30 protein-coding genes are annotated in these 24,135 nt (G+C 68.1%); 18 read left to right on the forward strand and 12 right to left on the reverse strand.

Annotated features, from left to right (window positions below):
• Positions 1–110 precede the first annotated feature (110 nt).
• Genes ACX40P_RS03780 through ACX40P_RS03795 form a run of 4 tightly spaced genes read left to right on the forward strand, consistent with a single transcriptional unit; the run spans position 111 to position 2,516 of the window.
• Positions 111–839: a chemotaxis protein CheB gene (locus ACX40P_RS03780; RefSeq protein WP_459124940.1), complete on the forward strand. Its 729-nt coding sequence runs from the start codon at positions 111–113 to the stop codon at positions 837–839.
• Positions 832–1,113 (forward strand): hypothetical protein, encoded by a 282-nt coding sequence (locus ACX40P_RS03785; RefSeq protein WP_459124941.1) that lies wholly within the window; start codon positions 832–834, stop codon positions 1,111–1,113. The genes ACX40P_RS03780 and ACX40P_RS03785 overlap by 8 nt, the downstream gene beginning before the upstream one ends.
• A complete protein-coding gene (locus ACX40P_RS03790) occupies positions 1,110–1,733 on the forward strand; it encodes a PilZ domain-containing protein (RefSeq protein ID WP_459124942.1) in 624 nt (207 codons plus the stop codon). The genes ACX40P_RS03785 and ACX40P_RS03790 overlap by 4 nt, the downstream gene beginning before the upstream one ends.
• A 57-nt stretch (positions 1,734–1,790) precedes the next feature.
• Positions 1,791–2,516, forward strand: coding sequence for a metallophosphoesterase family protein (locus ACX40P_RS03795; protein WP_459124943.1), 726 nt, complete (start codon positions 1,791–1,793; stop codon positions 2,514–2,516).
• Between the two features lie 12 nt (positions 2,517–2,528).
• Here the strand turns inward: ACX40P_RS03795 and ACX40P_RS03800 are convergent, their stop codons facing one another.
• A complete protein-coding gene (locus ACX40P_RS03800) occupies positions 2,529–3,941 on the reverse strand; it encodes a methyl-accepting chemotaxis protein (RefSeq protein ID WP_459124944.1) in 1,413 nt (470 codons plus the stop codon).
• Between the two features lie 169 nt (positions 3,942–4,110).
• Between ACX40P_RS03800 and ACX40P_RS03805 the strand changes: the two genes are divergently transcribed.
• Complete coding sequence (locus ACX40P_RS03805; RefSeq protein ID WP_459124945.1) at positions 4,111–5,538, forward strand: amino acid permease; 1,428 nt, start codon at positions 4,111–4,113, stop codon at positions 5,536–5,538.
• Positions 5,539–5,708: 170 nt separating this feature from the next.
• On the opposite strand, the gene ACX40P_RS03810 is transcribed toward ACX40P_RS03805, so the two are convergent.
• The 3 genes from ACX40P_RS03810 to ACX40P_RS03820 are packed head-to-tail and all read right to left on the reverse strand — an operon-like array spanning position 5,709 to position 7,080.
• Positions 5,709–6,176, reverse strand: a complete 468-nt coding sequence (locus tag ACX40P_RS03810; protein WP_459124946.1) for a RidA family protein — start codon at positions 6,174–6,176, stop codon at positions 5,709–5,711.
• Positions 6,173–6,817 carry an HAD family hydrolase gene (locus tag ACX40P_RS03815; RefSeq protein WP_459124947.1) on the reverse strand — a complete coding sequence of 215 codons (645 nt, stop codon included), beginning with the start codon at positions 6,815–6,817 and terminating at the stop codon, positions 6,173–6,175. Before ACX40P_RS03815 ends, ACX40P_RS03810 begins: the two co-directional genes overlap by 4 nt.
• Complete coding sequence (locus tag ACX40P_RS03820) at positions 6,814–7,080, reverse strand: DUF3572 family protein (RefSeq protein WP_459124948.1); 267 nt, start codon at positions 7,078–7,080, stop codon at positions 6,814–6,816. Before ACX40P_RS03820 ends, ACX40P_RS03815 begins: the two co-directional genes overlap by 4 nt.
• A 43-nt stretch (positions 7,081–7,123) precedes the next feature.
• Between ACX40P_RS03820 and ACX40P_RS03825 the strand changes: the two genes are divergently transcribed.
• A complete protein-coding gene (locus ACX40P_RS03825) occupies positions 7,124–7,501 on the forward strand; it encodes a response regulator (protein ID WP_459124949.1) in 378 nt (125 codons plus the stop codon).
• Positions 7,502–7,689: 188 nt separating this feature from the next.
• Here the strand turns inward: ACX40P_RS03825 and rpmG are convergent, their stop codons facing one another.
• On the reverse strand, positions 7,690–7,857 hold the full coding sequence (rpmG, locus tag ACX40P_RS03830) for a 50S ribosomal protein L33 (protein WP_025560997.1): 168 nt from the start codon (positions 7,855–7,857) through the stop codon (positions 7,690–7,692).
• A gap of 188 nt (positions 7,858–8,045) precedes the next feature.
• On the opposite strand from rpmG, the gene ACX40P_RS03835 reads away from it, so the two are divergent.
• From ACX40P_RS03835 to ACX40P_RS03845, 3 genes are all read left to right on the forward strand, one after another.
• The gene (locus tag ACX40P_RS03835; RefSeq protein ID WP_459124950.1) at positions 8,046–8,372 is read left to right on the forward strand and encodes a hypothetical protein; all 327 of its coding nucleotides are present in this window, start codon (positions 8,046–8,048) and stop codon (positions 8,370–8,372) included.
• A gap of 95 nt (positions 8,373–8,467) precedes the next feature.
• Positions 8,468–8,962 carry a Dps family protein gene (locus ACX40P_RS03840; protein ID WP_459124951.1) on the forward strand — a complete coding sequence of 165 codons (495 nt, stop codon included), beginning with the start codon at positions 8,468–8,470 and terminating at the stop codon, positions 8,960–8,962.
• A gap of 39 nt (positions 8,963–9,001) precedes the next feature.
• The gene (locus ACX40P_RS03845) at positions 9,002–9,175 is read left to right on the forward strand and encodes a DUF1328 family protein (RefSeq protein ID WP_459124952.1); all 174 of its coding nucleotides are present in this window, start codon (positions 9,002–9,004) and stop codon (positions 9,173–9,175) included.
• Here the strand turns inward: ACX40P_RS03845 and ACX40P_RS03850 are convergent.
• Positions 9,172–9,996 carry a metallophosphoesterase gene (locus ACX40P_RS03850; RefSeq protein WP_459124953.1) on the reverse strand — a complete coding sequence of 275 codons (825 nt, stop codon included), beginning with the start codon at positions 9,994–9,996 and terminating at the stop codon, positions 9,172–9,174. The two genes, ACX40P_RS03845 and ACX40P_RS03850, sit on opposite strands and share 4 nt — an antisense overlap.
• 199 nt (positions 9,997–10,195) lie before the next feature.
• Here ACX40P_RS03850 and ACX40P_RS03855 point away from each other — a divergent pair, with 199 nt between their 5' ends.
• Positions 10,196–11,806 (forward strand): cisplatin damage response ATP-dependent DNA ligase, encoded by a 1,611-nt coding sequence (locus ACX40P_RS03855; protein ID WP_459124954.1) that lies wholly within the window; start codon positions 10,196–10,198, stop codon positions 11,804–11,806.
• A 10-nt stretch (positions 11,807–11,816) separates the two neighbouring features.
• Here ACX40P_RS03855 and ACX40P_RS03860 read toward each other — a convergent pair whose 3' ends face one another.
• The 4 genes from ACX40P_RS03860 to ACX40P_RS03875 form a co-directional block, all read right to left on the reverse strand.
• On the reverse strand, positions 11,817–12,356 hold the full coding sequence (locus ACX40P_RS03860; RefSeq protein WP_459124955.1) for an MAPEG family protein: 540 nt from the start codon (positions 12,354–12,356) through the stop codon (positions 11,817–11,819).
• Positions 12,353–12,979, reverse strand: a complete 627-nt coding sequence (locus tag ACX40P_RS03865) for a GNAT family N-acetyltransferase (protein WP_459124956.1) — start codon at positions 12,977–12,979, stop codon at positions 12,353–12,355. The genes ACX40P_RS03860 and ACX40P_RS03865 overlap by 4 nt, the downstream gene beginning before the upstream one ends.
• Positions 12,979–13,779: a glutaminyl-peptide cyclotransferase gene (locus ACX40P_RS03870; RefSeq protein ID WP_459124957.1), complete on the reverse strand. Its 801-nt coding sequence runs from the start codon at positions 13,777–13,779 to the stop codon at positions 12,979–12,981. Before ACX40P_RS03870 ends, ACX40P_RS03865 begins: the two co-directional genes overlap by 1 nt.
• Positions 13,780–14,231: 452 nt before the next feature.
• Positions 14,232–15,089, reverse strand: coding sequence for a cold-shock protein (locus ACX40P_RS03875; RefSeq protein ID WP_459124958.1), 858 nt, complete (start codon positions 15,087–15,089; stop codon positions 14,232–14,234).
• A 207-nt stretch (positions 15,090–15,296) separates the two neighbouring features.
• On the opposite strand from ACX40P_RS03875, the gene ACX40P_RS03880 reads away from it, so the two are divergent.
• The 7 genes from ACX40P_RS03880 (at position 15,297) to ACX40P_RS03910 (ending at position 21,182) form a co-directional block, all read left to right on the forward strand.
• Positions 15,297–16,121 carry a TerC family protein gene (locus tag ACX40P_RS03880; protein ID WP_459124959.1) on the forward strand — a complete coding sequence of 275 codons (825 nt, stop codon included), beginning with the start codon at positions 15,297–15,299 and terminating at the stop codon, positions 16,119–16,121.
• A 124-nt stretch (positions 16,122–16,245) separates the two neighbouring features.
• Positions 16,246–16,866, forward strand: coding sequence for a ribonuclease D (locus ACX40P_RS03885; RefSeq protein ID WP_459124960.1), 621 nt, complete (start codon positions 16,246–16,248; stop codon positions 16,864–16,866).
• A complete protein-coding gene (gene lptC / locus ACX40P_RS03890) occupies positions 16,866–17,513 on the forward strand; it encodes an LPS export ABC transporter periplasmic protein LptC (protein WP_459124961.1) in 648 nt (215 codons plus the stop codon). The genes ACX40P_RS03885 and lptC overlap by 1 nt, the downstream gene beginning before the upstream one ends.
• On the forward strand, positions 17,510–18,052 hold the full coding sequence (locus tag ACX40P_RS03895) for an LptA/OstA family protein (RefSeq protein WP_459124962.1): 543 nt from the start codon (positions 17,510–17,512) through the stop codon (positions 18,050–18,052). Before lptC ends, ACX40P_RS03895 begins: the two co-directional genes overlap by 4 nt.
• A gap of 426 nt (positions 18,053–18,478) precedes the next feature.
• Entirely contained in the window at positions 18,479–19,267 is a 789-nt protein-coding gene (gene lptB / locus ACX40P_RS03900) for an LPS export ABC transporter ATP-binding protein (RefSeq protein ID WP_459124963.1), read from the forward strand.
• Positions 19,268–19,272: 5 nt separating this feature from the next.
• Positions 19,273–20,739: an RNA polymerase factor sigma-54 gene (gene rpoN / locus ACX40P_RS03905; RefSeq protein WP_459124964.1), complete on the forward strand. Its 1,467-nt coding sequence runs from the start codon at positions 19,273–19,275 to the stop codon at positions 20,737–20,739.
• Between the two features lie 53 nt (positions 20,740–20,792).
• Complete coding sequence (locus tag ACX40P_RS03910) at positions 20,793–21,182, forward strand: hypothetical protein (RefSeq protein WP_459124965.1); 390 nt, start codon at positions 20,793–20,795, stop codon at positions 21,180–21,182.
• Positions 21,183–21,189: 7 nt separating this feature from the next.
• Here the strand turns inward: ACX40P_RS03910 and ACX40P_RS03915 are convergent, their stop codons facing one another.
• Positions 21,190–21,948, reverse strand: a complete 759-nt coding sequence (locus tag ACX40P_RS03915; RefSeq protein ID WP_459124966.1) for a 3'-5' exonuclease — start codon at positions 21,946–21,948, stop codon at positions 21,190–21,192.
• 61 nt (positions 21,949–22,009) lie between these two features.
• Positions 22,010–23,344, reverse strand: a complete 1,335-nt coding sequence (locus ACX40P_RS03920) for a NupC/NupG family nucleoside CNT transporter (RefSeq protein WP_459124967.1) — start codon at positions 23,342–23,344, stop codon at positions 22,010–22,012.
• 137 nt (positions 23,345–23,481) lie between these two features.
• Here ACX40P_RS03920 and ACX40P_RS03925 point away from each other — a divergent pair, with 137 nt between their 5' ends.
• Positions 23,482–24,132 (forward strand): queuosine precursor transporter, encoded by a 651-nt coding sequence (locus ACX40P_RS03925; protein ID WP_459124968.1) that lies wholly within the window; start codon positions 23,482–23,484, stop codon positions 24,130–24,132.
• Positions 24,133–24,135 lie beyond the last annotated feature (3 nt).

The raw sequence follows: 24,135 nt of genomic DNA on the forward strand, positions 1-24,135 counted from the left end.
GCACCGCCTTCCAAACGCCAGCTTCGAGAAAAATGCGGACCGTCGGTACGCTTTTGGACTATTTTCGGTTGAACGGTATAGAAATCAAAGGTTTACGACGAAAAACGCTTTTGGAGAAAACGATAGACTGCTATCCCAAGCCCACCCGCGCGACCGCGGACGAGGTCCAGTTGGCGATCGGCAAGCTGGCCAAGACCGTCAAGGAAGCGCCGAAGCGCTTCGCGACGCTGCACGCCGGTGGATCGCCAAAGGCGGCGAAGACGGTGTCGGCGGAGCCGTTCGTCTGGAACGGCAAGTTCGTCGCGATCGGCGCCGACGTCGGCAGCACCAAGCCGCTGTTCGACCTGCTCGAGCGCTGGCCCGCCGACGGCCCGCCGGTGATCGTCATCCAGCATCTGCGCCCCGAACTGGCCGACGGCATGATCGCCAAGCTGTCGGCGGCGATCGCGCCCAAGGTGGTGGAGGCGACCGACGGCATGAAGATGGAACAGGGCATGGTCGTGTTCGCGCGGCCGGGCAGCCACCACATCTATGTCGATCAATGGCCGGGCGGTTCGATCCGCCTGCTCGACAAGCCGCCGTTCGCCGGGGAGCGCCCGTCGATCTCGCTGCTGATGGCGACCGCCGCCAAGACCGCGGCGGATCAGACGATCGGCGTACAGCTGGCCGGGGGCGAGGACGGCGGGCAGGGCGTCGCCGCGCTGCGGTCCGCGCGCGGCTATGCGATCGCGCCGGCCGAGGACGGTTCGGGACAACTCGAGATGGGGCGCGGCATGGCGACCCAGCCGGTCAAGCCGGGCGACGTCGCCACGACCGTGCTGGGCCTGTGCCGTGGTTGAGGGGGCGCGCGACGATCTCGGCGAAAGGCTCGCCACCGAACTCGATTACGCCGGCGGCCTGCTGGAGGATCTGGGCGTCACGCTCTGCCTCGACAGCGTCGTGTTCGACCGGCATGCGGAGGCGCTCCAGCGGTTCGATCTGGTGACGCAGATGGTCCGAGAGGTCGCCCGCGCGCTCCGAACCTGCCGGGACGGCACCGATCTGGCGGCCGTCGTGCGCCTCGATCACATGATCGCGCGCATGACGGCTGCGGCCGCGGGCGCAGGAGCGTGACGGACGCGCGCAACGCCGCTCATGTTCTCCAAACAACCGCCGGCTGCCCGTCCGATGACAGCGACCGTCGGCAGTTCCGGACGACCACCGTCTTCCGCGAGGCGGCGCTGACGGTCGGCGGTCGATCCGGCCTGTGCGTCGTCAAGAACCTGTCCGCCGGCGGCGCGATGATCCACACGCGGATGGAATTGCATATCGATTCGCCGGTCACGCTGACGATGTCGTCGAGCCGCGCCGTCGCCGGCCATATCCGATGGGTGCAGGACGGATTCGGCGGAATCACTTTCGACACGGAGACATCGGTGTCGTGGTTGCTGGACCGGGTGGTCGCGCCGGAGGGCATCGCCAACCGCCGCCTGCCGCGCGTCATCGTCACCGCGCCTGCGACGATCACCGACGAGCAGGGCATGATCGACGGGTTCACCGCCGACATATCGACGCACGGTGTCCGGCTGATCGTCGGCCGCGACCTCGTCCTCGGGCCGGCTTCGGTCGACCTGTCCGGCCTCGGCCCCGTCGCCGGCAAGATCCTGTGGAGCACCAGCGGCCAGTCGGGCTGCGTGTTCGCCCGGCCGTTCTCGGTGGAGGACATCACCATCTGGCTCCGCACGCTGGAGTAGCGCCGCCGCATCACCCGCTGATTGACCCGAGGCGCGATCCCGCGCGTTGGCGCGCGCATGATCCGACTCTTTCACGTCAGCGACGTCCACTTCGGCCGGGAGGACAAGGCCGCCGTCGCCTGGTTCGACGCGCTCGTCCACGCCGAGCAGCCCGATGCCATCATCATGACCGGCGACCTGACGATGCGCGCGAAGAAGGAGGAGTTCGCCGCCGCCAGCGCGTGGCTGGAAGGGCTGGGGCGGCCGGTGACGGTCGAGGTCGGCAATCACGACCTCCCGCTGTTCAACATCTTCGCGCGACTGTTCCGCCCCTACCGCCGCTTCCTGAAGCTGGAGGGCATGATCGAGCGGCCGCTGGAGATCGGCGGCCTGAGCGTGATCCCGATGAAGACGACCACGCGGTTCCAGTTGCGCAACTGGTCCAAGGGGAGCGTCAGTGACGGCTCGCTCGCCCGTGCCGTGGCGGGGGTGTCGGGCGCCGACCCCGCCGGGCTGACGCTGGTCGCGTGCCATCACCCGCTGATCGAGGCGGGGACGCAGGCATCGGCGCGCACGCACAACGGGCGCGGTGCGCTGGAAGCGCTGGTCGCGGCCGGGGCGGATGCGGTGCTGTCGGGTCATGTCCACGATCCGTTCGACCTGACGCGCGAGATCGGCGGGCGTACGGTGCGGCTGATCGGGGCGGGCACGCTGTCGACCCGCACGCGCGAGACGCGGCCGTCGTTCAACGAACTGCGGATAGAGGGTCGTGCGCTGGAGGTCGTCCACCGCGTGATGGATTGAGCTGGAGCCGCCTCAGTCGACGAAGGCGATCTCGAAATTGCCCCAGCGCCGGCCGACGAAGCGCAGCGGCACGAACACGCTCTTGACCGCGCGATAGCGACCCTGGCCCAGATCCTGGCGATAGGTCACCAGCATGAAATCGCCGTCGAACGCCACCGCGGCCCTGGTCGCGTCGTCGAAGAAGTTGCGGCGGTTACGGCAGTTCTCTGCGTTCCAGGCGGGGTCGCCGGCGCGCTGCGGCAGCGACTTCCACGACAAATGGGTGGGCAGATAGCCGTTGATGTCGGTCACCGCCGACCCCAGGATATGATCGGGCAGCGCGCGCGCGGTGCGGTCGAGGATCGGCTGGATATGCGCGTCGGCGAAGGCGTTGAAGCGCGTGGTCCACTGCACCGGATCGGTGCCGGGCATGACGATATAGTCGGTGTCGAAGACGTCGTGCTCGGTGATGCGACCGTCGCGGATGGCGGCGTCGACGATGGCCTGCACGTCGGACATGCCGGTCGTCGCCAGATCGACGAAGCGGCTGTCGTCGAGGCGGACGCCCGAATGGGCGAGGCTGTCGAGCATCGAATTCGACAGCGTTTCTAGCCGCCGCATGCGTTCGTGCGCATTCTCCAGGCCCGAGCCGCCCTTGCGCGCCTGCGTCCCGAACAACGTCAGCGTATCGCGCACGCGTGCGACGCTGCCGGTGGTCACCTCGGTCGATCGTTCGATGTCGTCGGTGATCGCATCGACCCGCGCGACGATGCCGGCGACCTCGCCTACCGTCTGGCTGATCTGCTCGACGCCGCGCTGGGCGGACACGCTCTTGCCGACGCCTTCGTCGATCTCGCGGATGACCGTGCCCGCCTCGCGCGTGAAGCTCTCCATTGTCCGCGTGATCTCGTCGGTCGCCTGGCGCGTGTCGGACGCGAGCTTCTTCACCTCGGCCGCGACGACGGCGAAGGTGCGTCCGGCCTCGCCCGCGCGCTGCGCCTCGATCGTGGCGTTCAGCGCGAGCAAATTGGTCTTGCGCGCGATGTCGTCGATCGCGGACGAGACGCGCTGCACCTGCTCCATCGCCGCGGCGAAGTCGGTCATGCGCGTGCCGAGACGCGTGATGAGCGCGGTCAGCAGTGCGAAGTCGCCGATCGACGTCGCGATCTGCGCGGATTCGCGCGCCAGCGTCGCGCGGGCCTGTTCGGACAGCCGACGCGCCTCGCTGGTGGAGACAGCGACGGCATGCTGATCGGCGACCAGCGCGGAGGTGACGCCCTCCAGATCGCCGAGCGCGCTCAGCTGCGCGGCGATGTCGGTTGACACGTCGGCGACATAGCCGGCCGCGTCGCTGCAGCCGACCGCCAGCCGGCCGCAGTTGCGGGCGACGGCGCGGATCGCTTCATCGTCCCGGACGGTCGGCATCAGGTTGGCGTGTGGCAGCATCGGCAGCGCGCGTGTTCCCTCGTTGATCTCCGACGCTACGGGGCACAGGGTAAAGGGCGAGTTAACCAGCGCGACCGGCGATGGTAGATCGTCACATTTGTTACGACAGCCCTTCCCAAAGCCGCCGCGACGCGCTTTGATCGCCGCCATAGCGAATTGGGAGCGAGCGATGGCTGAGGGGATTTTCCGGCGCAAGACGATCGTGCCGCCGTCCGAAATGGCGGCGGAGCATCAGCTGGCGCGGACCCTGTCGTGGCCGCACCTCATGGCGCTGGGTGTCGGCGCGATCGTCGGCACCGGCATCCTGACGCTGATCGGCGTCGGCGCGGACCGTGCCGGCCCCGCGGTCATCGTCTCTTTCGCCATCGCCGGGCTGATCTGCGCCTGCGCCGCGCTCGCCTATGCCGAGATGTCGACGATGATGCCGGTATCGGGCAGCGCCTATACCTACAGCTATGCCGTGTTGGGGGAGGTGTTCGCCTGGGTCGTCGGGTGGAGCCTGCTCGCCGAATATACCTTGGTGGTGGCGACGGTCGCGGTCGGCTGGTCGGGCTATGCCACCGGCTTCCTCGCCGGTGTCGGCATCACGCTGCCCGATGCGCTGACGCACGGGCCGACGATCGTCAACGGCACAGTGGCGAACTGGGGCATCAACGTGCCGGCGCTGTTCATCGTCGCGGTCGTCTCCGCGCTGCTGATGCTCGGCACCAAGGAGAGCGCGACGCTGAACGCGGTGCTGGTGGTGGTGAAGATCGTCGCGCTGATCGTCTTCGTCGCGTTCACGCTCCCGTATTTCGATGCGGCGCGGATGCAGCCCTTCTCACCGTTCGGCTTCGCCAAGCACATGTCGGCAGACGGCGTGGAGCGCGGCGTGATGGCGGCGGCGGCGATCATCTTCTTCGCCTTCTACGGCTTCGACGCGATCTCCACCGCGGCGGAGGAGACGAAGAACCCGGGCCGCGACCTGGCGATCGGCATCGTCGGGTCGATGGTGGCCTGCATCGTCATCTACATGGTCGTCGCGGTCGCCGCGGTCGGCGCGCTCAGCTACACGCGCTTCGCCGATAGCCCGGAACCGCTGGCGCTGATCCTGCGCGAGATCGGGCAGGGCGGGGCGGCGGCCTTCCTCGCCGCATCGGCGGTGATCGCGCTACCGACCGTCATTCTCGCCTTCCTCTATGGGCAGAGCCGCATCTTCTTCGTGATGGCGCGCGACCGGCTGCTCCCGGAGGGGTTGGCGAAGGTGTCGTCGCGCGGAACGCCGGTGCGCATCACGCTGTTCACCGCTGCCGTCGTGATGCTGTTCGCAGGCGTGTTGCCGATCGACGCCATCGCCGCGCTGGCGAACGCGGGGACGCTGACCGCTTTCGCCGCGGTCGCGCTGTGCATGCTCGTCATGCGGCGCCGCGCCCCCGACATGGCGCGCCCGTTCCGCACGCCGGCGGCTTGGCTGGTCGGCATCGGCGCGATCGTCGGCTGCTTCTACCTGTTCGCCAGCCTGCCGGGCACGACGCAGCTGTGGTTCCTGGGATGGAACGTGATCGGGCTGGTGATCTACTTCGTCTTCATCGCGCGCCGGACGGCGGCGGCGGGGTAAGGGGGGGATCAAACCAGCGCGACGACACCGAACATAACCGTTCGTGCTGAGTAGCCATTGAGCCTGTCGAAATGGCGTATCGAAGGACCGCCGCGGGTGCTTCGATACGGGGCCTCGACCAGCTCAGCCCCTACTCAGCACGAACGGGTTAGGGTTGTTGGGGACGACGATCACCGCAACGCGATGATCGCATCCACCTCCACCGCCACGCCGCGCGGCAGGGCGGCGACACCCACGGCGGCGCGGGCGTGCTTGCCGGCATCGCCGAACAGCGCGACCATCAGGTCCGACGCGCCGTTGGCGACCAGCGGCTGGTCGGTGAAATCGCCCGCCGAGTTCACGAACACGCCCAGCTTCACGATACGCTCGACGCGCTCCAGCCCGCCAAGAGCCGCCTTCGCCTGCGCGACGACCATCAGCGCGCAACGCTTCGCGGCTTCCTGCCCATAGGTCAGGTCGCAATCGCCTTCGCCGACGCGACCGAGCATCAGCGCGCCGTCGGCGTCGAACGGGATCTGCCCCGACACGTGCAGCAGCCCGCCGGCTTCCACCGTGGGGACGTAGGAGGCGACCGGGGCGGCGGCCTCCGGCAAGGTCAGGCCGAGCTCTTCCAGCTTGCGATCGATATGCGTGGTCATGCGGTTGCTCCAGTGTCTCGGGCGGCGGGGCGCCCCTCTGCGAAAATCGTCTCGATCCACATCACCGCATCGCGCCAGTCGTCGATGCGGACATGGGCGTGCGGCGCCTTGGGGACGTTGGGTGCGAGTGCCGGCTCCGACACCATGTGCAGCCGGTGGACGTAGGGCGCGTGCTTCGCGACCGATTCGTGATGCACCGCCAGATCGTCGACGAAGACGGTGACGGGGTTGCCATATTCCGCGACCAGCCGTGCGACCGGCGCACCCTTGCCGCCCTGATTACATTCGACGCGGTGGGCGATGCCGTGTTCGGCCAGCTGGGCGATACGCGGGTCGCGGCAATGGTCGTGAAGGTTGGTCAGGATCACGATGTTGGCGGCACGGGCGATGTCCTCCAACGCCTCGCGCGCATGCGGCACCAGCGTCTGGCGCCCCATCTCGGCGGGGAAGAAGCCATCGAGCAGCGCCCACATATCCGCGTGCGCAACGGTCGATCCGTCCGACCGGCGCGTCATCGACGTGGCGAAATCGCCGCCCTCCAGCGCGAAATCGATCGCATGCGCATCGCCCAGCCACACGCCGAAGTGCCGCACCATGTGCAGCAGCACCTCGTCGCAGTCGCAAATCAGCAGCGGCTTCATGCGCGTTCCAGCCGTTCGCGCAACGTCACCAACGCGGCGGGCGTCGTTCCGACCCCTTCCGCGGCGGCGATCAGATCGGGCTCGTGCGCCTCGAGGAACGTCAGCACGGCGACCAGGATCGCCGGGTCGGCGGCACGCGCGCGCAGGTCGTCCGGGTCGAGCCCGGTGGTGTCGATCAGGCGGCCGGCGCGCGCTTCGTCGGACAGCGTCCAGGCCAGCGCGTGCAACGCCATCGTTTCGTCGTTTGTATCGCGGGCCGGCATGGCTTACTCCTGCACCCATCGACAGCGATCGGGTCAGACGCGCGTGGCAAAAAGGGTGCTCGTTGTCGAGGACAACGAACTCAATCTCAAGCTCTTCTGCGACCTGCTGAGGGCGCACGACTTCGACGTGGAGCCGGTGCGCGACGGGCGCGAGGCGGTGGCGCGGGCGAAGGCCTTCGCGCCGGACCTGGTGGTGATGGACATCCAGCTGCCCCATGTCAGCGGCTTCGAGCTGATCGGCCAGATGAAGCGTGATCCCCGCCTGCGCAGCGTGCCGATCATGGCGGTTACCGCCTATGCCGGCCGCGACGACGAGGACCGCATCCGCGGCGCGGGCGCGAACGCCTATGTTTCCAAGCCGATCTCGGTGATGCGGTTCGTCGAGGAAGTGCGTGGGCTGGTGCCGGACGTGGTGGTTTAGGAGGGGGCGCGTTCCCATCCCAACGGTCATTTCCGCGGCGCAGGAATCACGACGCGCTGCAATCGGAGGGACGCTGTCGCAATCGACTCGCACGACACGCAAAAAAGCCGCCGGCGAATCGCCCGCGGCTTTCGGCCCAGCTCGCCACCGGGCTCACGCGAATCCGAGGCGCCGGAGCGCCCCGCGGATTACTTGATCTTGGCTTCCTTGAACTCGACGTGCTTGCGCACGACCGGGTCGTACTTGCGGAACGAGAACTTCTCGGTCTGCGTACGCGGGTTCTTCTTGGTGACGTAGAAGAAGCCCGTGTCGGCGGTGCTGACGAGCTTGATCTTGACGGTGGTTGGCTTGGCCATGGCCCGAAACTTCCAGTCTGTCGAAAACGATATAAGGCGGCAGGCCCGGACGAAGGGCCGCCGCCGTCAGGGTGGGGCGCATGCCGCCTGACGCGGGCTTTGTCAACCGCCGGACCGTCGTTGACGCCCCCTTAACCGCTGGAAGCGCAGCCTGCCGCCAACGATAACAAGGTTCTGGAGCGGATGCGATGACGACGGCGTGGCGGGAAGCCGGGGCGGTGGTGCTGGACGATCTGGTCGCGCGAATCGATGCGGTGGACCGCCGCTGCGACGCACTGCGCGCGGGTGAGGTCGCGGCAGAGCTGGAGGCGATCCGCCGCATTGCCGCGCGGCACGGCATGATGCCGGCCGTCACCGTCGTGCATGCGCTCGACGGCGCGCTGTCGCGGGGCGAGCGGGGGCCACTGGTCCATACCTGGCTCGATATCCTGCGCGACGCGGTCGGCTGCGGCCCCGGCGATGCGCGGACGTGCGACACCTTTGCCGCGGCTTGCACGGTGCGGCTGAACGGCTGACGCGGTCGATCACCGTTATCGATGATGGTGCGGGAGCCAATCCCCATGCCGGTCGTTTCTCACACGAAACCACCTAGTATGACGGACCCATCGACATGGCCAATCCCGCGCCGCTCGCGACCCCGACCGATCTCAACCGCAACGATACGAAGACGGTGGGCGATGCGCTGAACAGCTCGCTCGCCGACTGCTATGCGCTGTACCTGAAGACCAAGAACTTCCACTGGCACGTCTCCGGCCCGCATTTCCGCGACTATCATCTGCTGCTCGACGATCAGGCCGCACAGATCCTGGGCGTGACCGACGCCATCGCCGAACGCGTGCGCAAGACCGGCAATCTGACGCTGCGCTCGATCGGCGACATCGCCCGGCGCCAGACGCTGAAGGACAACGACGCCGAGTTCGTCAGCGCCGCCGACATGCTGGCCGAGCTGCGCGAGGACAATTTGAAGCTCGTCGAGAGCTTCCGCGTCGTGAAGGACGCGGCGGACGAAGCGAAGGATAATGCTACCTCCGGCATCGTCGACGAATGGACCGATCAGGCCGAGGAGCGCGCCTGGTTCCTGTTCGAGGCCAGCCGCAAGGGCTGACCCGCCCGCCCGACCCGATATTCCTGTGGAGTGACTGCCATGCTCAAGACCGCCTTCCTCTTCCTCATCGCCGGCCTCGTCCTCGGGGCGCTGGGCTTCGGCGGCATCGGTGGCGCCTTCGTCGGCATCGCCAAGATCCTGTTCTTTGTCGCGATCGGGATCTTCGTGATCCTGCTGGTGCTCGGCCTGATGGCGGGCAAGAAGGCCCTCTAGCCGCGCAGGGTCAGCAGCCAGACGTCGGGCGGGGCATTGAGCCGCAGCGGCACCACGCTGGTGCCGAGACCTGCGGTGACGACGACGGCCCGCCCACCCTCGCGGATCAAGCCGCAGCGATAGCGCGGCGCATAGGGTTGCGACCCGACTGCGTGGCCGAAGATCACACCCTGGCCGCAGTGGGTGTGGCCCGCGAGTACCAGCCGCATGTCGCGCGGCAGATCCGGAACGAGGTCGGGGCCATGCGTCAGTACGACGCGGGCGCCGCCCAGCGACCGCATCGCCGCCAGCGTCGGCGCGATGCGGTCGTGACCGGTGAAACGGTCGCCGATCCCGCCGACGCTCAGCGGCCCGCGGCGCACCGCGGCATTTTCCAGCACCGTCACCCCCGCCCGGCGCAGTGCGGCCAGCACCGCAGTCGCGCCGGTCCAGTGATCGTGATTGCCGAGCACCGCGATCGTGCCGAGCGGCGCGCGCAGGCGTGACAGCGGCGCGGTCAGTTCCGGTGCCACCCGCGCCGCGGCATGGGGGTCGTGCCCGGCGATGAAGTCGCCCGCGATCACCACCATGTCGGGATGCAGCGCGTTCAGTCGCGCGACGATCCGCGCCAGCCGCGCGGCGTCCATCGCCGGGCTGCCGATATGGATGTCGCTGACCAGCGCCAGCGTCACCGGATGCGTATCGTCCGGCCAGCCGGGCAGGGTGATATCCGCGCGCCGTACGACCGGATCGGCGCGCGCGTTGGCGAACATCGCCGCGCCTGCGAGCACGACGAGGGCGATCACAAGAAGGACGAGCAGGGCGAGGCGACGCAGAAGCATCATACGACCTTAGCCAGTCATTTCAGCGGGATCGACTGCCGGCGACATGAATCACCGTGCTCCCGCTCAGGCGGGAGCCCAGAGCCAAGCGCCGCACGGTCGATCATCCTTGGGCTCCCGCCTACGTGGGAGCACGTGCTTCTATCGACGTCGCAACCTCCACGACGGAACCGCCGCCCGTCATCCCGGTTGCGCATGGATGCGCGCTTTCGCCGATCTGCTGGATGCCCTGATCTACACGCGGTCGCGCAATGCGAAGCTGCGGCTGATCGCGGACTATCTGCGCGCCACGCCCGACCCGGACCGCGGCTGGGCGATGGCGGCGCTGACCGGCGATCTCGATCTGAACGCGGTGAAGCCCGCCGTCATCCGCGCGATGGTGGAGGCGCGGGTCGATCCCGTACTCTACCGCATGAGCCGCGACTTCGTGGGCGATTCGGCGGAGACGATCGCGCTGATGTGGCCGGAGCCCGACGTACCGCCCTTGCCATCGGACGGGGAGGACGATTTGCGGCTCGGCAAGGTCGTCGACCGCCTCTCCAGCTTGACCCGCACCGAGACGCCGCTTGTGCTCGCCGCAATGCTCGACCGGCTGGAGGCGGACGAGCGCTATGCCCTGCTGAAGCTCGCCAGCGGGGCGCTGCGCGTCGGCGTCTCCGCCCGGCTCGCCAAGACCGCGCTGGCGCAGGCGTTCGCGGTGGATGTCGATGCGGTGGAAGAAGTGTGGCACGGCCTGTCGCCGCCCTACACCGAGCTGTTCGACTGGGTCGAGGGCCGCGCGCCCCAGCCGACCGCCGCCGATATCCCGACGTTCCGCACCTTCATGCTCGCCCACCCGCTGGAGGACGGCGTCGTCGACCTCGCCGATTATGCCGCGGAGTGGAAGTGGGACGGCATCCGCGTGCAGCTGGTCCACGTCGCCACTGCCGACGGTGGCCAGACCCGCCTCTACAGCCGCGCCGGCGACGACATCACTGCCAGCTTTCCCGAAGTCGCCGCCGCCTTCACGGTGCCGGGCGCGCTCGACGGCGAACTGCTGGTGCGCGGGGAAACGCAGGGGGCGGGGCGCGACGACGCCACCGCCAGCTTCAACGCGCTGCAGCAGCGGCTGGGGCGCAAGCAGGTGTCGGCGAAGATGCTGGCCGATTATCCCGCCTTCGTCCGTCTTTACGACATATTGTTCGACGGGACAGAGGATCTGCGGCCGCTGCCGTGGATCGAGCGTCGCGCCCGACTCGAAGCGTTCGTCCCGCGACTGTCTGCCGACAGCTTCGACCTGTCGACGCTGATCGACGCGACGGATTTCGAGGCGCTGGGCGAAATCCGCGCCGCCAGCCGCGATGCCGCGATCGAGGGCGTGATGCTGAAACGCCGCGACTCGGCCTATATCCCCGGCCGCCGCGCCGGGCTGTGGTACAAATGGAAGCGCGATCCGCTGACCGCCGACTGCGTGATGATGTATGCGCAGCGCGGCAGCGGCAAGCGATCGTCCTTCTATTCCGACTATACCTTCGGCTGCTGGACCGAGGACGGCCAGTTGCTCCCCGTGGGGAAGGCCTATTCGGGCTTCACCGACGAGGAACTGAAGGGCCTCGACCGCTTCGTGCGCAACCACACCGTCGCCCGCTTCGGCCCGGTGCGCGAAGTCGAGAAGACGCTGGTTCTGGAGGTCGCGTTCGATTCGATCCACGCGTCGAAACGCCACAAATCGGGCGTCGCCATGCGCTTCCCCCGCATCGCCCGCATCCGCACCGACAAGCCGGCGAGCGAGGCCGACACGATCGCGGGGCTGGAGCGGTTGATGACGTGAGAGGGTTCGTTCAGCCGGCCTTGCCCAGGGCGATGAGACTGCCAGCCGTCACCAGCATGATGGCGGACGGGTAGAAGGTGAGTGCGAAACCGAAGGCGCGACCGTGCGCGCCGCGCCCATAGCCGGCCCAGAACGACAGGCGTCCCACCGAGAACAGGCACGTGAGGGCCACGAGAATCGGCTGCGGATGACCGAACGTCGTCGCGACAATCATGTGGGTGACGACCGCCAGCACGACCTGTTCGAGCGTGTTTTGAAGGATGGCCGCGGCGTTGCGGACGCGCGTGGTGCCGCCGCCCGCGCCGCTGCCAGCGATGTCGTCTTCGGAGAAGAAACGGAGGCGTGCCACATTGGCGATCGCGGCGAGCAGCCAGCCGACGACCAAGGTGTCGGTGCGCAGCGCGAACTGCAATCGATCGGCCAGCGGAATGGCCGGCTGGCTGCTCCCGACGATGAAGGCGGCGACCAACACGACGATCGTCAAGACAAGCGCGCTGCCCATACGCCAGGCGACGCGTCGCTGCTCGTTTCGAAAGTCGATCGTTGTCATCGCGGCTCGACCGATCTCGAATCAGCCGGCGACCCGCCGATGCTTGACCGTGCCGTACGGACTCGATTGAGATTCAGCGCCTTGCGCATGCGGATAAGCGGGACGATCACGCCGTCTACGCTCGCGTCGCAATCCTCGACTGCGCGATAGCCGCAGCGCAGATAGAGCGGCCGGCCGCTCAACGTGCTCATCAGCTCGGCAGTGCGAAATCCCGCGTCGGCCGCCGCGCCTTCGCAGCGACCCAGGATCATCCGCCCGATACCGCGGCGCGCGTGATCGGGGTGCGTGTACATCGCGCGGATCCGCGCAGGATCGGTTGCCGGATCGAGCAGGGCCGGATCGCGCAGATCGGTGCTGTGATCGCCGCCGTACAGCGTCGCGCGGCGGCTCCACCCGCCGCAGCCGACCGCGGCGCCATCCTCTTCGATCACCAGATAGGTGCCGTCGCGGATCAACTGGCTGTCGAGGCCCATCACCTGACGGCTGGCGACGACCTGTGCCGGCGACAGGAATCCGTCCTGCAGCCGGTCGATGGCGGCCGCCATCAGCGTCGTCAGTACGGGAATGTCGCGCTCGGTCGCCCATCGCGCCGTCAGCCGGCCATCGCGCGCGTCGCGCTCCATCACCCCGCGACCGGCACCAGCCGCACCTCGAACACGGCCGGCCACAGCTTACCGGTCAGGTACAGCTTCTTCGCCGCGGCGTCCCAGGCGATGCCGTTCAGCACCGCGTCGGGGTCGGTCACGGTGACCTGGCGGGCGAGCGCGGAGGCGTCGATGATCTTGGTGACGTGCCCGTCGGCGGGGTCGATCGCGACGATGTAATCGGTCTGCCAGACGTTCGCGAAGACTTCGCCGTCGACCATCTCCAGCTCGTTCAGCTGGTCGATCGGGCGACCGCGCAGCGAGACGGCGATGCGGCGGCGCTCGGCGAAGGTTTCGGGATCAAGGAAGCGCAGGTTCGGCGTGCCGTCCGACAACACCAGCATACTGCCCGCGGTCGTCAGCCCCCAGCCTTCGCCGGTGTAGCGCCGCGTGCCCTTCGCCTTCAGCGTCGTGCGGTCCCAGCGGTGCGCGATGCCGTCCTTCCACGTCAGGCTGGTCAGAATGTCGCCGTGCAGCGCCAGCCCCTCGCCGAACTCGGCACTGGGGATCGCGCGGCGCGCCTCGACCCGCCCGTCGGCGATCGTCACGCGGCGCACCTCCGACTGCCCCTCGCGGCCCGTGCTTTCGTAGAAGCGCCCGTCGTGCGCCAGCAGCCCCTGCGTGAACGCCCGCGCGTCGTGCGGATGCCGCGCGACCACCTCGACCGTATAGCGCGCGACCGGCGCGGCGGGTGTCGCCGCCTGCGGCGCCGGCGCCGCCTGGGGGAGAGGAGCGGCGCCGAGCAGGGCGAGCGCGACGAGGGGGGTGAGACGACGCATCGGGTGAGTTTAGCGCATCGGGTGACGAGAATCACGGGGGCGTCGTGCGACGGTTGCGACCTCCATTGAGGGCGGAGCGGTTGCAACCCGAACCGTGCTCCCGCTCAGGCGGGAGCCCAGGGCGTCAAGCGATACAGCTGTGGGTCCGCGTAACGCTGGGTTCCCGCCTGCGCGAGAACACGGCGGAGGCTAATTCACACCGCCTTTCCCGCATCATCACGGGTTCCCCGGCGAAGGCCGGGGCCCAGCTGCAAGCGATGTCCGTACCCTTGCAAGCCTCCCGCAACTAAACCCCGGCCTCCGCCGAGGAAAGCTGAGCTCTCAACAGCGCTCGACCCTGGGCAGCAGGCGGCCACCCGGACGGCGCCCTCACAAAAAACGAAAACGGGCGGCGCCGCGTGCGGCACCGCCCGTATCCGGTTCGTGTCACCCGGCGGACCGGGCGGACGATCTTACTGGTTCGGCGCCAGGTTCACCGCGGCATGCTTGCCGCGACGATCGACTTCCAGTTCGAACGACAGGCGGTCGCCCTCGTTCAGCGTCGGCATGCCGGCGCGCTCGACGGCCGAGATGTGGACGAACGCATCGGGCTGTCCGTCGTCGCGCTGGATGAAGCCGAAGCCCTTCATCGCGTTGAAGAACTTGACCGTGCCGGTCGCCTTCTCGCCGGTCAGCTGGCGCTGGGGTGCACCACCGCCCGCGCCGCCGCCGAAGCCGCCGCGATCACCACCGCGGTCGCCGCGATCCTCGCGCGGAGGCGCGCGATCGGTCACCGGCATCGGCTCGCCTTCGATCTTCAGGTCGGTCGCCGAGATGCGGCCGCCGCGATCGACGAGGGTGAAGCCGAGCGGCTGGCCCTCGGCCAGACCGCTCAGGCCGGCCTGCTCGACCGCGCTGATGTGAACGAACACGTCCTCGCCGCCGTCATCGCGCACGACGAAGCCGAAGCCCTTCTGCCCGTTGAAGAACTTGACCACGCCGGTGCCTTCGCCGACGACCTGCGGGGGCATGCCGCGGCCACCGCCGCCGCCACCACCACCGAAGCCGCCACCGCCGCCGCCGCCACGGAAACCGCCGCCGCCGCCGCCGAAGCCGCCACGATCGCCGCCGCCGAAGCCGCCGCCACCGAAGCCACCACCGCCGCCGCCGTAGTTGCCGCCGCCGCCAAAGCCGCCACCGCCGAAGCCGCCACGATCACCACCGCCGAAGCCGCCGCCGCCGAAGCCGCCGCCTTCATCGCCGCCGAAACCGTCACGCTTGTCGCGCCCACGCCCACCGCGCTCGCCGCGGCGTCCCTTGTCAAAACTCATAACCCTGTTCGTCTTCCCGGGCCGTCCATTGTCGTCTGAGACCGACGCGCCGGACGACTGGCGCAGGTCTTCGCACGCACGTATGCGTACTATGGACTCACAGGCTTACCTTAAAAACAACTGCGCGGCGAACGATTTCGACATAAATGTGGCACGGTTCGCACCGATCCTTGCGCCGCTGTGGCGCTTTCGGCACAGATCGGCGCCATGGACAGTATCGCCACCCTCGCCGCCGATCCTTCCGCCTGGGCCGCGCTCGTCACGCTGATCGTGATGGAGGTGGTGCTTGGCATCGACAATCTCATCTTCATCTCGATCCTGTCGAACAAGCTGCCGGCGGGGCAGCAGCAGAAGGCGCGGCGGATCGGCATCGGCCTGGCGCTCGTCATGCGCCTCGTGCTGCTGTCGATGATCGCGTGGATCGTCGGCCTGACCGCGCCGGTGTTCGACCTGGGGCTGAGCGCGCGTGATGCGTCCGGCAACGTCCTTTACGACACCGCCTTTTCGTGGCGCGACATCATCCTGATCGTCGGCGGCCTGTTCCTGATGTGGAAGGCGACGAAGGAAATCCACCATACGATCGACCACGACGACAGCGGCGACTTGCTCGACAAAGGTGAAGCGGGGGGCGAAGCGGGGAGCGATGCGGGCGGCGTCGCGGCGAAGGCCGGCATCACCTTCGGCGCGGCGATCGTGCAGATCCTGCTGCTCGACATGGTGTTCTCGATCGATTCGATCCTGACCGCGGTCGGCATGACGGAAGAGATCGTCATCATGTACATCGCCGTCATCGTCGCGGTGGTGACGATGCTGATCGCCGCCGATCCGCTCGCCAACTTCATCGGCCGCAACCCGACCGTGGTGATGCTTGCACTCGGCTTCCTGCTGATGATCGGCATGGTGCTGATCGCCGAGGGCTTCGGCGCGCATGTGCCCAAGGGGTATATCTACACCGCGATGGCGTTTTCGGCCGGAGTCGAGACGCTAAACATCTTCGCGCGGCGTCGTAAGGCGCGGAAGGTGGCTGCGTGACGATTTGATCGTCGTCGGACGCGCACAGGCGCCCCGGCCGGCCGGCGAGCGTGAAGCGGGTGGCGTAACATTTCGGCGCCGCGCGTTGTTGTCGGTTCAGCCGTCCCCGCCTATGTGCCGGGCCATGACCGTCCATCTGCACGAAGAAGACATCCCCGCCGGCCTGTTCGCGCCCGGCGCCGCGATCGCCGTCGATACCGAGACGATGGGCCTGCTCACCCCGCGCGACCGGCTGTGCGTGGTCCAACTGTCGGACGGCGGCCCAGACGAGCATCTCGTCCGCTTCGCCGCCGGCAGCGATTATGCCGCGCCCAATCTGAAGGCGCTGCTGGCCGATCCGGCCCGCACGAAGCTGTATCACTTCGGCCGTTTCGACATCGCCGCGCTGCAATACTACCTCGGCATCGTCGCCGCGCCGGTCTATTGCACGAAGATCGCCTCGCGCCTGATCCGCACCTACACCGACCGCCACGGGCTGAAGGAACTGGTGCGCGAACTGCTCGGGCAGGAGCTTTCGAAGGCGCAGCAGTCGTCCGACTGGGGCAGCCCCGAACTGTCCGACGCGCAGAAGGAATATGCGGCGTCCGACGTGCGCTATCTGCACCGGCTGCGCGCCGAACTCGACCGGCGGCTGGCGCGCGAGGGGCGGACCGAGCTGGCGCAGGCCTGCTTCGACTTCCTGCCGCATCGCGCCGCCCTCGACATCGCCGGCTGGCCCGAAACCGACATCTTCGCCCACGCCTGATGAGCGAGGAGGCGAACCTCGAGCGCACCCGCCGCCAGATCTGGGCGGCGCCGGGCAGCAGCCACGACCGGCTGATCGCGATCCTGCAGGTCGCGCTGCCCAGCGGCATCGGCGTGCTCGCCGCCTTCCTCGTCACCGCGCCGCTGTTTGCGGGGGGCGAGACCAGCTTCCTGCTCGACAAGAACAAGGTCGATGTCGCCGGCGAGCGGCTGAAGATCGAGTCGGCGCGCTATCAGGGTGCCGACGACCGCGGTCGCGCCTTCAGCCTGACTGCGGGCAGCGCGGTGCAGAAGAGCTCGGCCGAGCCGGTCGTGCGGATGAAGGATCTCGACGCGCAGCTCCAGATGCCCGACGGCCCGGCGGAGCTTCGCGCGAACAGCGGCCGTTACGACATGGCGGCGGACAAGGTCGCGATCGACGGCCCGATCCGCTTCACTGCGCCCAACGACTATGTGCTCGGCACCCGCGACGCCGTCGTCGACCTGAAGACGCGCACGCTTGCCAGCGGCGGGGCGGTATCGGGCACGACGCCGATGGGAACCTTCTCGGGCGACCGGCTGAACGCCGATCTGGAGCAGCGCACCGTGCGCCTCACCGGAAATGCCCGCTTGCGGATCGTGCCCGCCCGCGCGAAGAGAGCGCCGTGATCTGCCGCGCGATTCCTGTCCTGCTACCCATCGCGCTGCTGGCCGCGGTGCCCGCGGTCGCGCAGACGCGCCACAACACCAACGCGCCGATCGATTTCAGCGCCGGCTATATCGAACTGCAGGACAAGGCGAATCGCGCCGTCCTGTCGGGCAACGTCACCGTGCGGCAGGCGGAGATGACGCTGGCGGCGGCGCGCATGACCGTCGCCTATACCGGGCAGGTCGTCGACGGATCGCCGCAGGTCTCGCGCCTCGACGCGTCGGGCGGCGTCACCGTGACCCGGCCGGACCAGCGTGCGCGGTCGCAATATGCCGTCTACGACCTCAACCGCCGCATCATCACGATGCTGGGCGGCGTGTCACTGACGCAGGGGACGAACGTCGTGAACGGCGGACGGATGACGATCAATCTCGACACCGGCCGCGCGACGATCGACGGCTCGGCCGCCGGTGGCACGGTGGCGGCGCCGGACGGCAGCACGGTGACGCGCAGCGGCGGGCGGGTGACGGGGCGCTTCTCGGTGCCGAACCGGAACTGAGGCGGGCCCGTGCTTCCGCGCAGGCGGGAGCCCAGGGCCAAAAGCGTCGTCCCTCTGGAACTCTGGGGCTCCGCCTGCGCGGGAGCACGCGGCAGGTCCCATCCGGTCGCCGGAACGATCGCCAGTACGCAGACTGCCTGTCCTACATGGCTTCCGCCCGCTACCTCCGAAACAGCGCCAACAAAGCTCAACCGACCGGTTGAGCTTCAAGCCCGTTTTACGAGAGGAATCGCACGTGTTTTCGTCTCAACATTCACGCTCAACATATCGGTTGAGTATCGATGCCGGCACGGCGACTGACACCGTAAAAACCGGCCGTTCGCCGCTTTGCGGCTTGCGGCAACGCCGCTATCATGCATGAATCCTGCCAGATGCCGTTACGGTAACCATCCGGTAACCATGACGGGCGCAAGTGAAGGCCGCAGCATGACCGATACCGCCACCCTCGATCCCGCTCCGCTGGAGGCCGCACCCGTCGTGCCGGTCACCACCCGCGACGGGCTGGCCGTCGTTTCGATCGCGAAGGCCTATGACAAGCGCGTGGTCCTGTCCGATGTGTCGTTCACGATCGGGCATGGCGAGGTCGTCGGACTGCTCGGCCCCAATGGCGCGGGCAAGACGACCAGCTTCTATTCGGTGATGGGGCTGGTGAAGCCCGACGCCGGCCGGATCATGCTGGACGGCGAGGATATCACGTCGCTGCCGATGTACCGCCGCGCGATCCTGGGCCTCGGCTACCTTCCGCAGGAGACGTCGATCTTCCGCGGTCTGTCGGTCGAGAAGAATATCCTCGCCGTGCTCGAACTCGCCGAACCCGACAAGGCGGCGCGGACGGCGAAGCTCGACCGGCTGCTCGATGAATTCGGCCTGACGCGGCTGCGCGACGCGCCGGCGATGGCGCTGTCGGGCGGCGAGCGTCGCCGGGCCGAGATCGCCCGCGCGCTGGCCGCCGACCCCAAGATCATGCTGCTCGACGAGCCGTTCGCCGGCATCGATCCGCTGTCGATCGCCGACATCCGCGATCTGGTGAAGACATTGAAGACGCGCGGTATCGGCGTGCTCATCACCGACCACAATGTGCGCGAAACGCTCGACATCGTCGACCGCGCCTACATCATCTACGACGGCCGCGTGCTCTTCACCGGCAGCCCGGAGGCGCTGGTCGCCGACGAGAACGTCCGCCGCCTGTATCTGGGCGAGGGCTTCTCGCTCTAACCGCCATGAGCCTCGCGCCACGCCTCGACCTGCGCCAGTCGCAATCGCTGGTGATGACGCCGCAGTTGCAGCAGGCGATCAAGCTGCTGGCGCTGTCGAACCTGGAGATCGAGGGGTTCATCGCCGAGGAGATCGAGAAGAACCCGCTGCTGGAGGCCGGCGCCACCGACGTCGTCGATCGCCCCGAGCCGGTGACGGTCGAGCCCGCCGAGGCCGATACCGCGCAGGGCGACGGCGCGCTCGATATCGATGCGGGCGCGGCCTTCTCTGAGGATTCGCCGAGCGACGGCGGCGTGCTCGACGGCGGTCTCGGCATGGCGGGCACCGGCAGCGGTGGGGGTATCGGCGAGGACGCGCCCGATCTCGACGCCTTCGCCAATCCCGACATCAGCCTGGCCGACCATCTGCTCGCGCAGGCCGGGGAAGTGGTGGCCGCTGCCGACATGTTCGTCGCCGCCCACCTGATCGACCAGATCGACGAGGCCGGATACCTGACCGCATCGCTGCTCGACATCGCCAACCGGCTGGGTGTGCCGCTGGTACGGGTCGAATCGGTGCTGGCGATGGTGCAGACCTTCGATCCGACCGGCGTCGGCGCGCGCGATCTCGCCGAATGCCTCGCTATCCAGGCGAAGGAGGCCGATCGCTACGACCCGTGCATGGCATCGCTGATCGGGAACCTCGACCTGCTGGCGCGCGGCGAAATTGCCCGGTTGAAGCGGATTTGCCGCGTCGACGACGAGGACATGGCCGACATGATCCGCGAGTTGCGCGCCTACGACCCCAAACCCGGCTGCCGCTATGGCGGCGAGGCGGTGGCGTCTGTGGTGCCCGACCTGTTCGTCGCCGCGGTCGGTGCGGGCTGGGGGATCGAGATCAATGCCGCCACCCTGCCACGCGTGCTCGTCAACCGCCGCTACTATGCCGAGCTCTCAGGCGTGCAGGGCAAGGACAAGGCGTCACGCGCCTGGCTCAGCGACTGCCTCGCCAGCGCCAACTGGCTGGTGAAGGCGCTCGACCAGCGCCAGCGCACGATCATGAAGGTCGCGGCCGAGATCGTGAAGCAGCAGGACGGCTTCTTCCGCCACGGCGTCTCGCACCTGCGCCCGCTGACGCTGGCGCGCGTGGCGGGAGCGATCGAGATGCACGAATCCACCGTCAGCCGCGTCACCAGCAACAAATATCTCAGCTGCGCGCGCGGCGTGTTCGAGCTGAAATACTTCTTCACCAGCGCGATCCAGGCGGCCGATGGTGGCGAGGCGGTGTCGGCGCAGGCGGTCAAGAGCGCGATCCGCGCGCTGATCGCGGCCGAAACGCCCAAGGCGATCCTGTCCGACGACACGCTCGTCGACCTCTTGCAGGGCAAGGGCTTCGACATCGCGCGGCGCACGGTGGCCAAATATCGCGAGGCCATGGGAATCGGCAGCAGCGTCCAGCGCCGGCGGCAGAAGACGTTGGAGGGCGTCGGCTGAGGTCCGGCCGCACGGTCACGATTCCTCAACGATCTCGTTGCATTACCATCATCATGGCACCTGAATTTTCCATCGAGGTCGATGGTCTGCGCAGTCTGATCCGGATGAGCCTGTCGGGATTCTTCGACGCCTCGACGATCGATCGCTTTCTCGCGGCGCGCGCAGCGGCGCATGCGCAGCTGACGTGCCCACCCAACACGCACTGCACGATCACCGACGTACGTGGCATGGCCATCCAGACCCAGGATATGGTGCAGACGTTCCAGCAGATGCTGGCGGACCCGGGCTATCGCTCGCGGCGGCTAGCGTTCGTCACCGCACCGACGCTCGCGCGGCCGCAACTGCTCCGCGCGATCGGCAGCCGCGGCGCTCGCGTGTTCGACGATTATGCCAAGGCCGAGGCCTGGGTGCTGTCACCCGCGGATGACGTCGCGGCGGCATAACCGCTTCCTACAGCAGCAACTCCTGCGCCGACGCCCGCCCGATTTCGCCGCCGCCGCGACGCCGTGCCAGTTCGGTTTCGGCGGTGAAGCGGATGTCGACATCGCGGTCCGACAGGAAGCCGTGCAGCACCTCGTTGTCGATCTCGCGCCATTCCTTGCCGCGATCGGGGCCGTAGCGGACGCGCGGCAGCAGGCCCGGCGCCTTAGACCACTCGATCAACTGGGCGACGCTCGCCTCGTTCAGCTGGTCGCGCACATGGTGCGCGGTCACATAGGCGTCGGGGAAGGCGCGATGTGCCGGCAGGCCGCGCTCATGCACCATGCCTGCTGGCTTGCGCCAGTAACGCAGCATCTGGTTCGAGAAGCCCGGCGAATCCGGCCAGAGGCGAAGCGCGCACTTCCACGTGCAGATCCAGTCGTTGCCGTGCGTCAACGCCGGCGTGCAGAACTGCTCCTCGAAACTCGCGCGATGCGCCGCCAGTGCGACCCGCCGCGGCCACGGGTCGAGGATCGGCCGTGCGACATCGTGCCACCAGCGTGCATCGGCGACATCCTCGTCGCGGATATGGTGCACCGCCATCGTGACCGGAGGGATCGGGCGGCCTGGATTGACGAGCATATGCCCGCCTTCGCCCTCCAGCTCCCACCGCCCGTCCGCGCCCAGCGCTACGTCCTGCCAGCCGATCTCGACGACCGCATGGGTGGGCGGGGCGTTGCCGGTGGTTTCCAGGTCGATGACGCGGACGATGCTGGGGGTGGGGCGCATTGCTGCCATTATGGGGATGCGCGGGGCAAGAAGGAAGGAGGGCGCTGAGGCCGAAACCGCCTCAGCCGATCAAGAGACCCGCCAGCGCGGCCGACATCAGGTTCGCGAGGCTGCCGGCGACCAGCGCCTTGATACCCAGCTTCGCGATTACCGGGCGCTGGTTAGGCGCCAGGTTGCCGGTCACCGCCATCTGGATCGCGATCGACGAGAAATTGGCGAAGCCGCACAGCGAGAAGGTGACGATGGCGACCGTGGCCGGCGAAAGCCCGCCCTGCAGCTTGCTGAGTTCGATGAAGGCAACGAACTCGTTCAGCACGATCTTGCTGCCGAACAGCCCGCCGGCCACCCCGGCCTCGTTCCACGGCACGCCGAGCATGAACATCACCGGCTTGAAGACGACGCCCAGCAGCGCCTGGAAGCTCCAGTCGGTATAGCCGAACCAGCCGCCGATCCCGGCCAGCAGCCCGTTGGCGAGCGCGACCAGCGCAACGAAGGCCAGCACCATCGCGCCGACTGCGACCGCCAGCTTCACGCCGGTCTGCGCACCCTGTGCGGCCGCCATGATGATGTTGGCGGGCTTTTCCTCGTCGTGGCTGGCTTCCGCGATCGGTTCGTGACCGCCCTCCGGCAGCAGCGCGGCAGGGCCCTGCGCGCTTATCCGCGTTTCGGCCGGGTGGATCGCGGCGTCGCTGAGCGCGGTGTCGCCCAGCGGCAGCTCGCCCTGACGCTCGGGCACGTCGGGCATGATGATCTTCGACATCAGGATGCCGCCCGGCGCCGACATGAAGCTGGCGGCGAGCAGATAGGGGAGCAATTGCGCCCCGATCATGCTGGCATAGGCGCCCAGGATCGTGCCGGCGACGCCTGCCATGCCGACCGTCATCACCGTGAACAGCTGCGGCGGCGTAAGGCTCGCCAGATAGGGTCGGATGACCAGCGGGCTTTCCGACTGGCCGACGAAGATGTTCGCCGCCGACCCCAGCGATTCGACCTTGGTGATGCCCGTCACCAGCTGGATCGCGCCGCCCACCCACTTGATGATGAGCTGCATGACGCCGAGGTAGTAGAGGATCGAGATCAGCGAGGCGAAGAAGATGATGACCGGCAGCGCGGCGATCGCGAAGCTGTTCGCGCCCATCGTGGGCCCGGCGAGCGGCCCGAAGATGAAGTCGGTGCCCGCCTTCGCATAGCCGAGCAGGTTGGCGACGCCGTGGCTCATTGCCGCGATCAGGTTCTTGCCCCAGCTGGTCGCGAGCACCAGCACCGCGAAGCCGGCCTGAAGCGCGAACGCCGGCGCCACGACCCGCAGCCGGATCGCGCGGCGGTTCGACGACAGCGCGACCGCGAGCGCGAGGATGATGGCGATGCCGGCGAGACCGATCAGATTATGCTGCACGTGTAAAAAACCGTCCCCCGGGAACCCACAGCGCCTGAGCATGGCAGAGGTTCGCGCGCCGCGACAGGGGTTTGTGCGCGGCGGCGGACGGCGATCCCCCCCTTCCACCGCCGAAAATTTCGGCTAGCGTCGGCGCGATGGACACTGCACCCAACGCGATCCCGCGCTCGCTCTTCGCCTTTTCGATCTTTTACGGCGGCATGGTCTGCATCGCCGGCGTGCTCGGCAACAAGCAGGTGGCGCTGGGGCCGCTCGCGGTGGAGGCGGGCATCTTCGCCTTCCTGCTGCTGGTCGTGACGTCGAGCGCAGTGGCGGAAATCCAGGGGCGCGAGGTCGCCAACCGGCTGGTGCGGATCGGTTTCGTGCCGCTGATCGCGTCGATCGTGCTGTCGTGGATCGTCCACGCGCTGCCCGCTTCGCCCGAGATGCAGCCGGCGAATCGCGACGCGATCCAGCTGGTGCTGGGCGGCACGTGGCGGATCTGGCTAGGCGGGATCATCGCCTATGGCATCTCGCAGACGCTAAACGTCACGATCTTTTCCTGGCTGAAGGGGCGCGAGGGCGCGCGGCTGCTGTGGCTGCGCTCGGCGATCGCGGGCGTGCTCAGCCAGATCGTCGATACGTTGCTGTTCGTCACCATCGCCTTCTACGGCGTGTTCCCGATCGGCGAGCTGCTGCTGGGCCAGATGCTGGCGAAGGTCGTGCTGTCGGCGCTGCTGGTGCCGCCGCTGATCTACCTGTTCGTGGCAATGGGTCGCAAACTGGACGGCACGGTCGCGCGCGCGTAATCG

The sequence above is a fragment of the Sphingomonas sp. RS2018 genome (assembly GCF_054489605.1).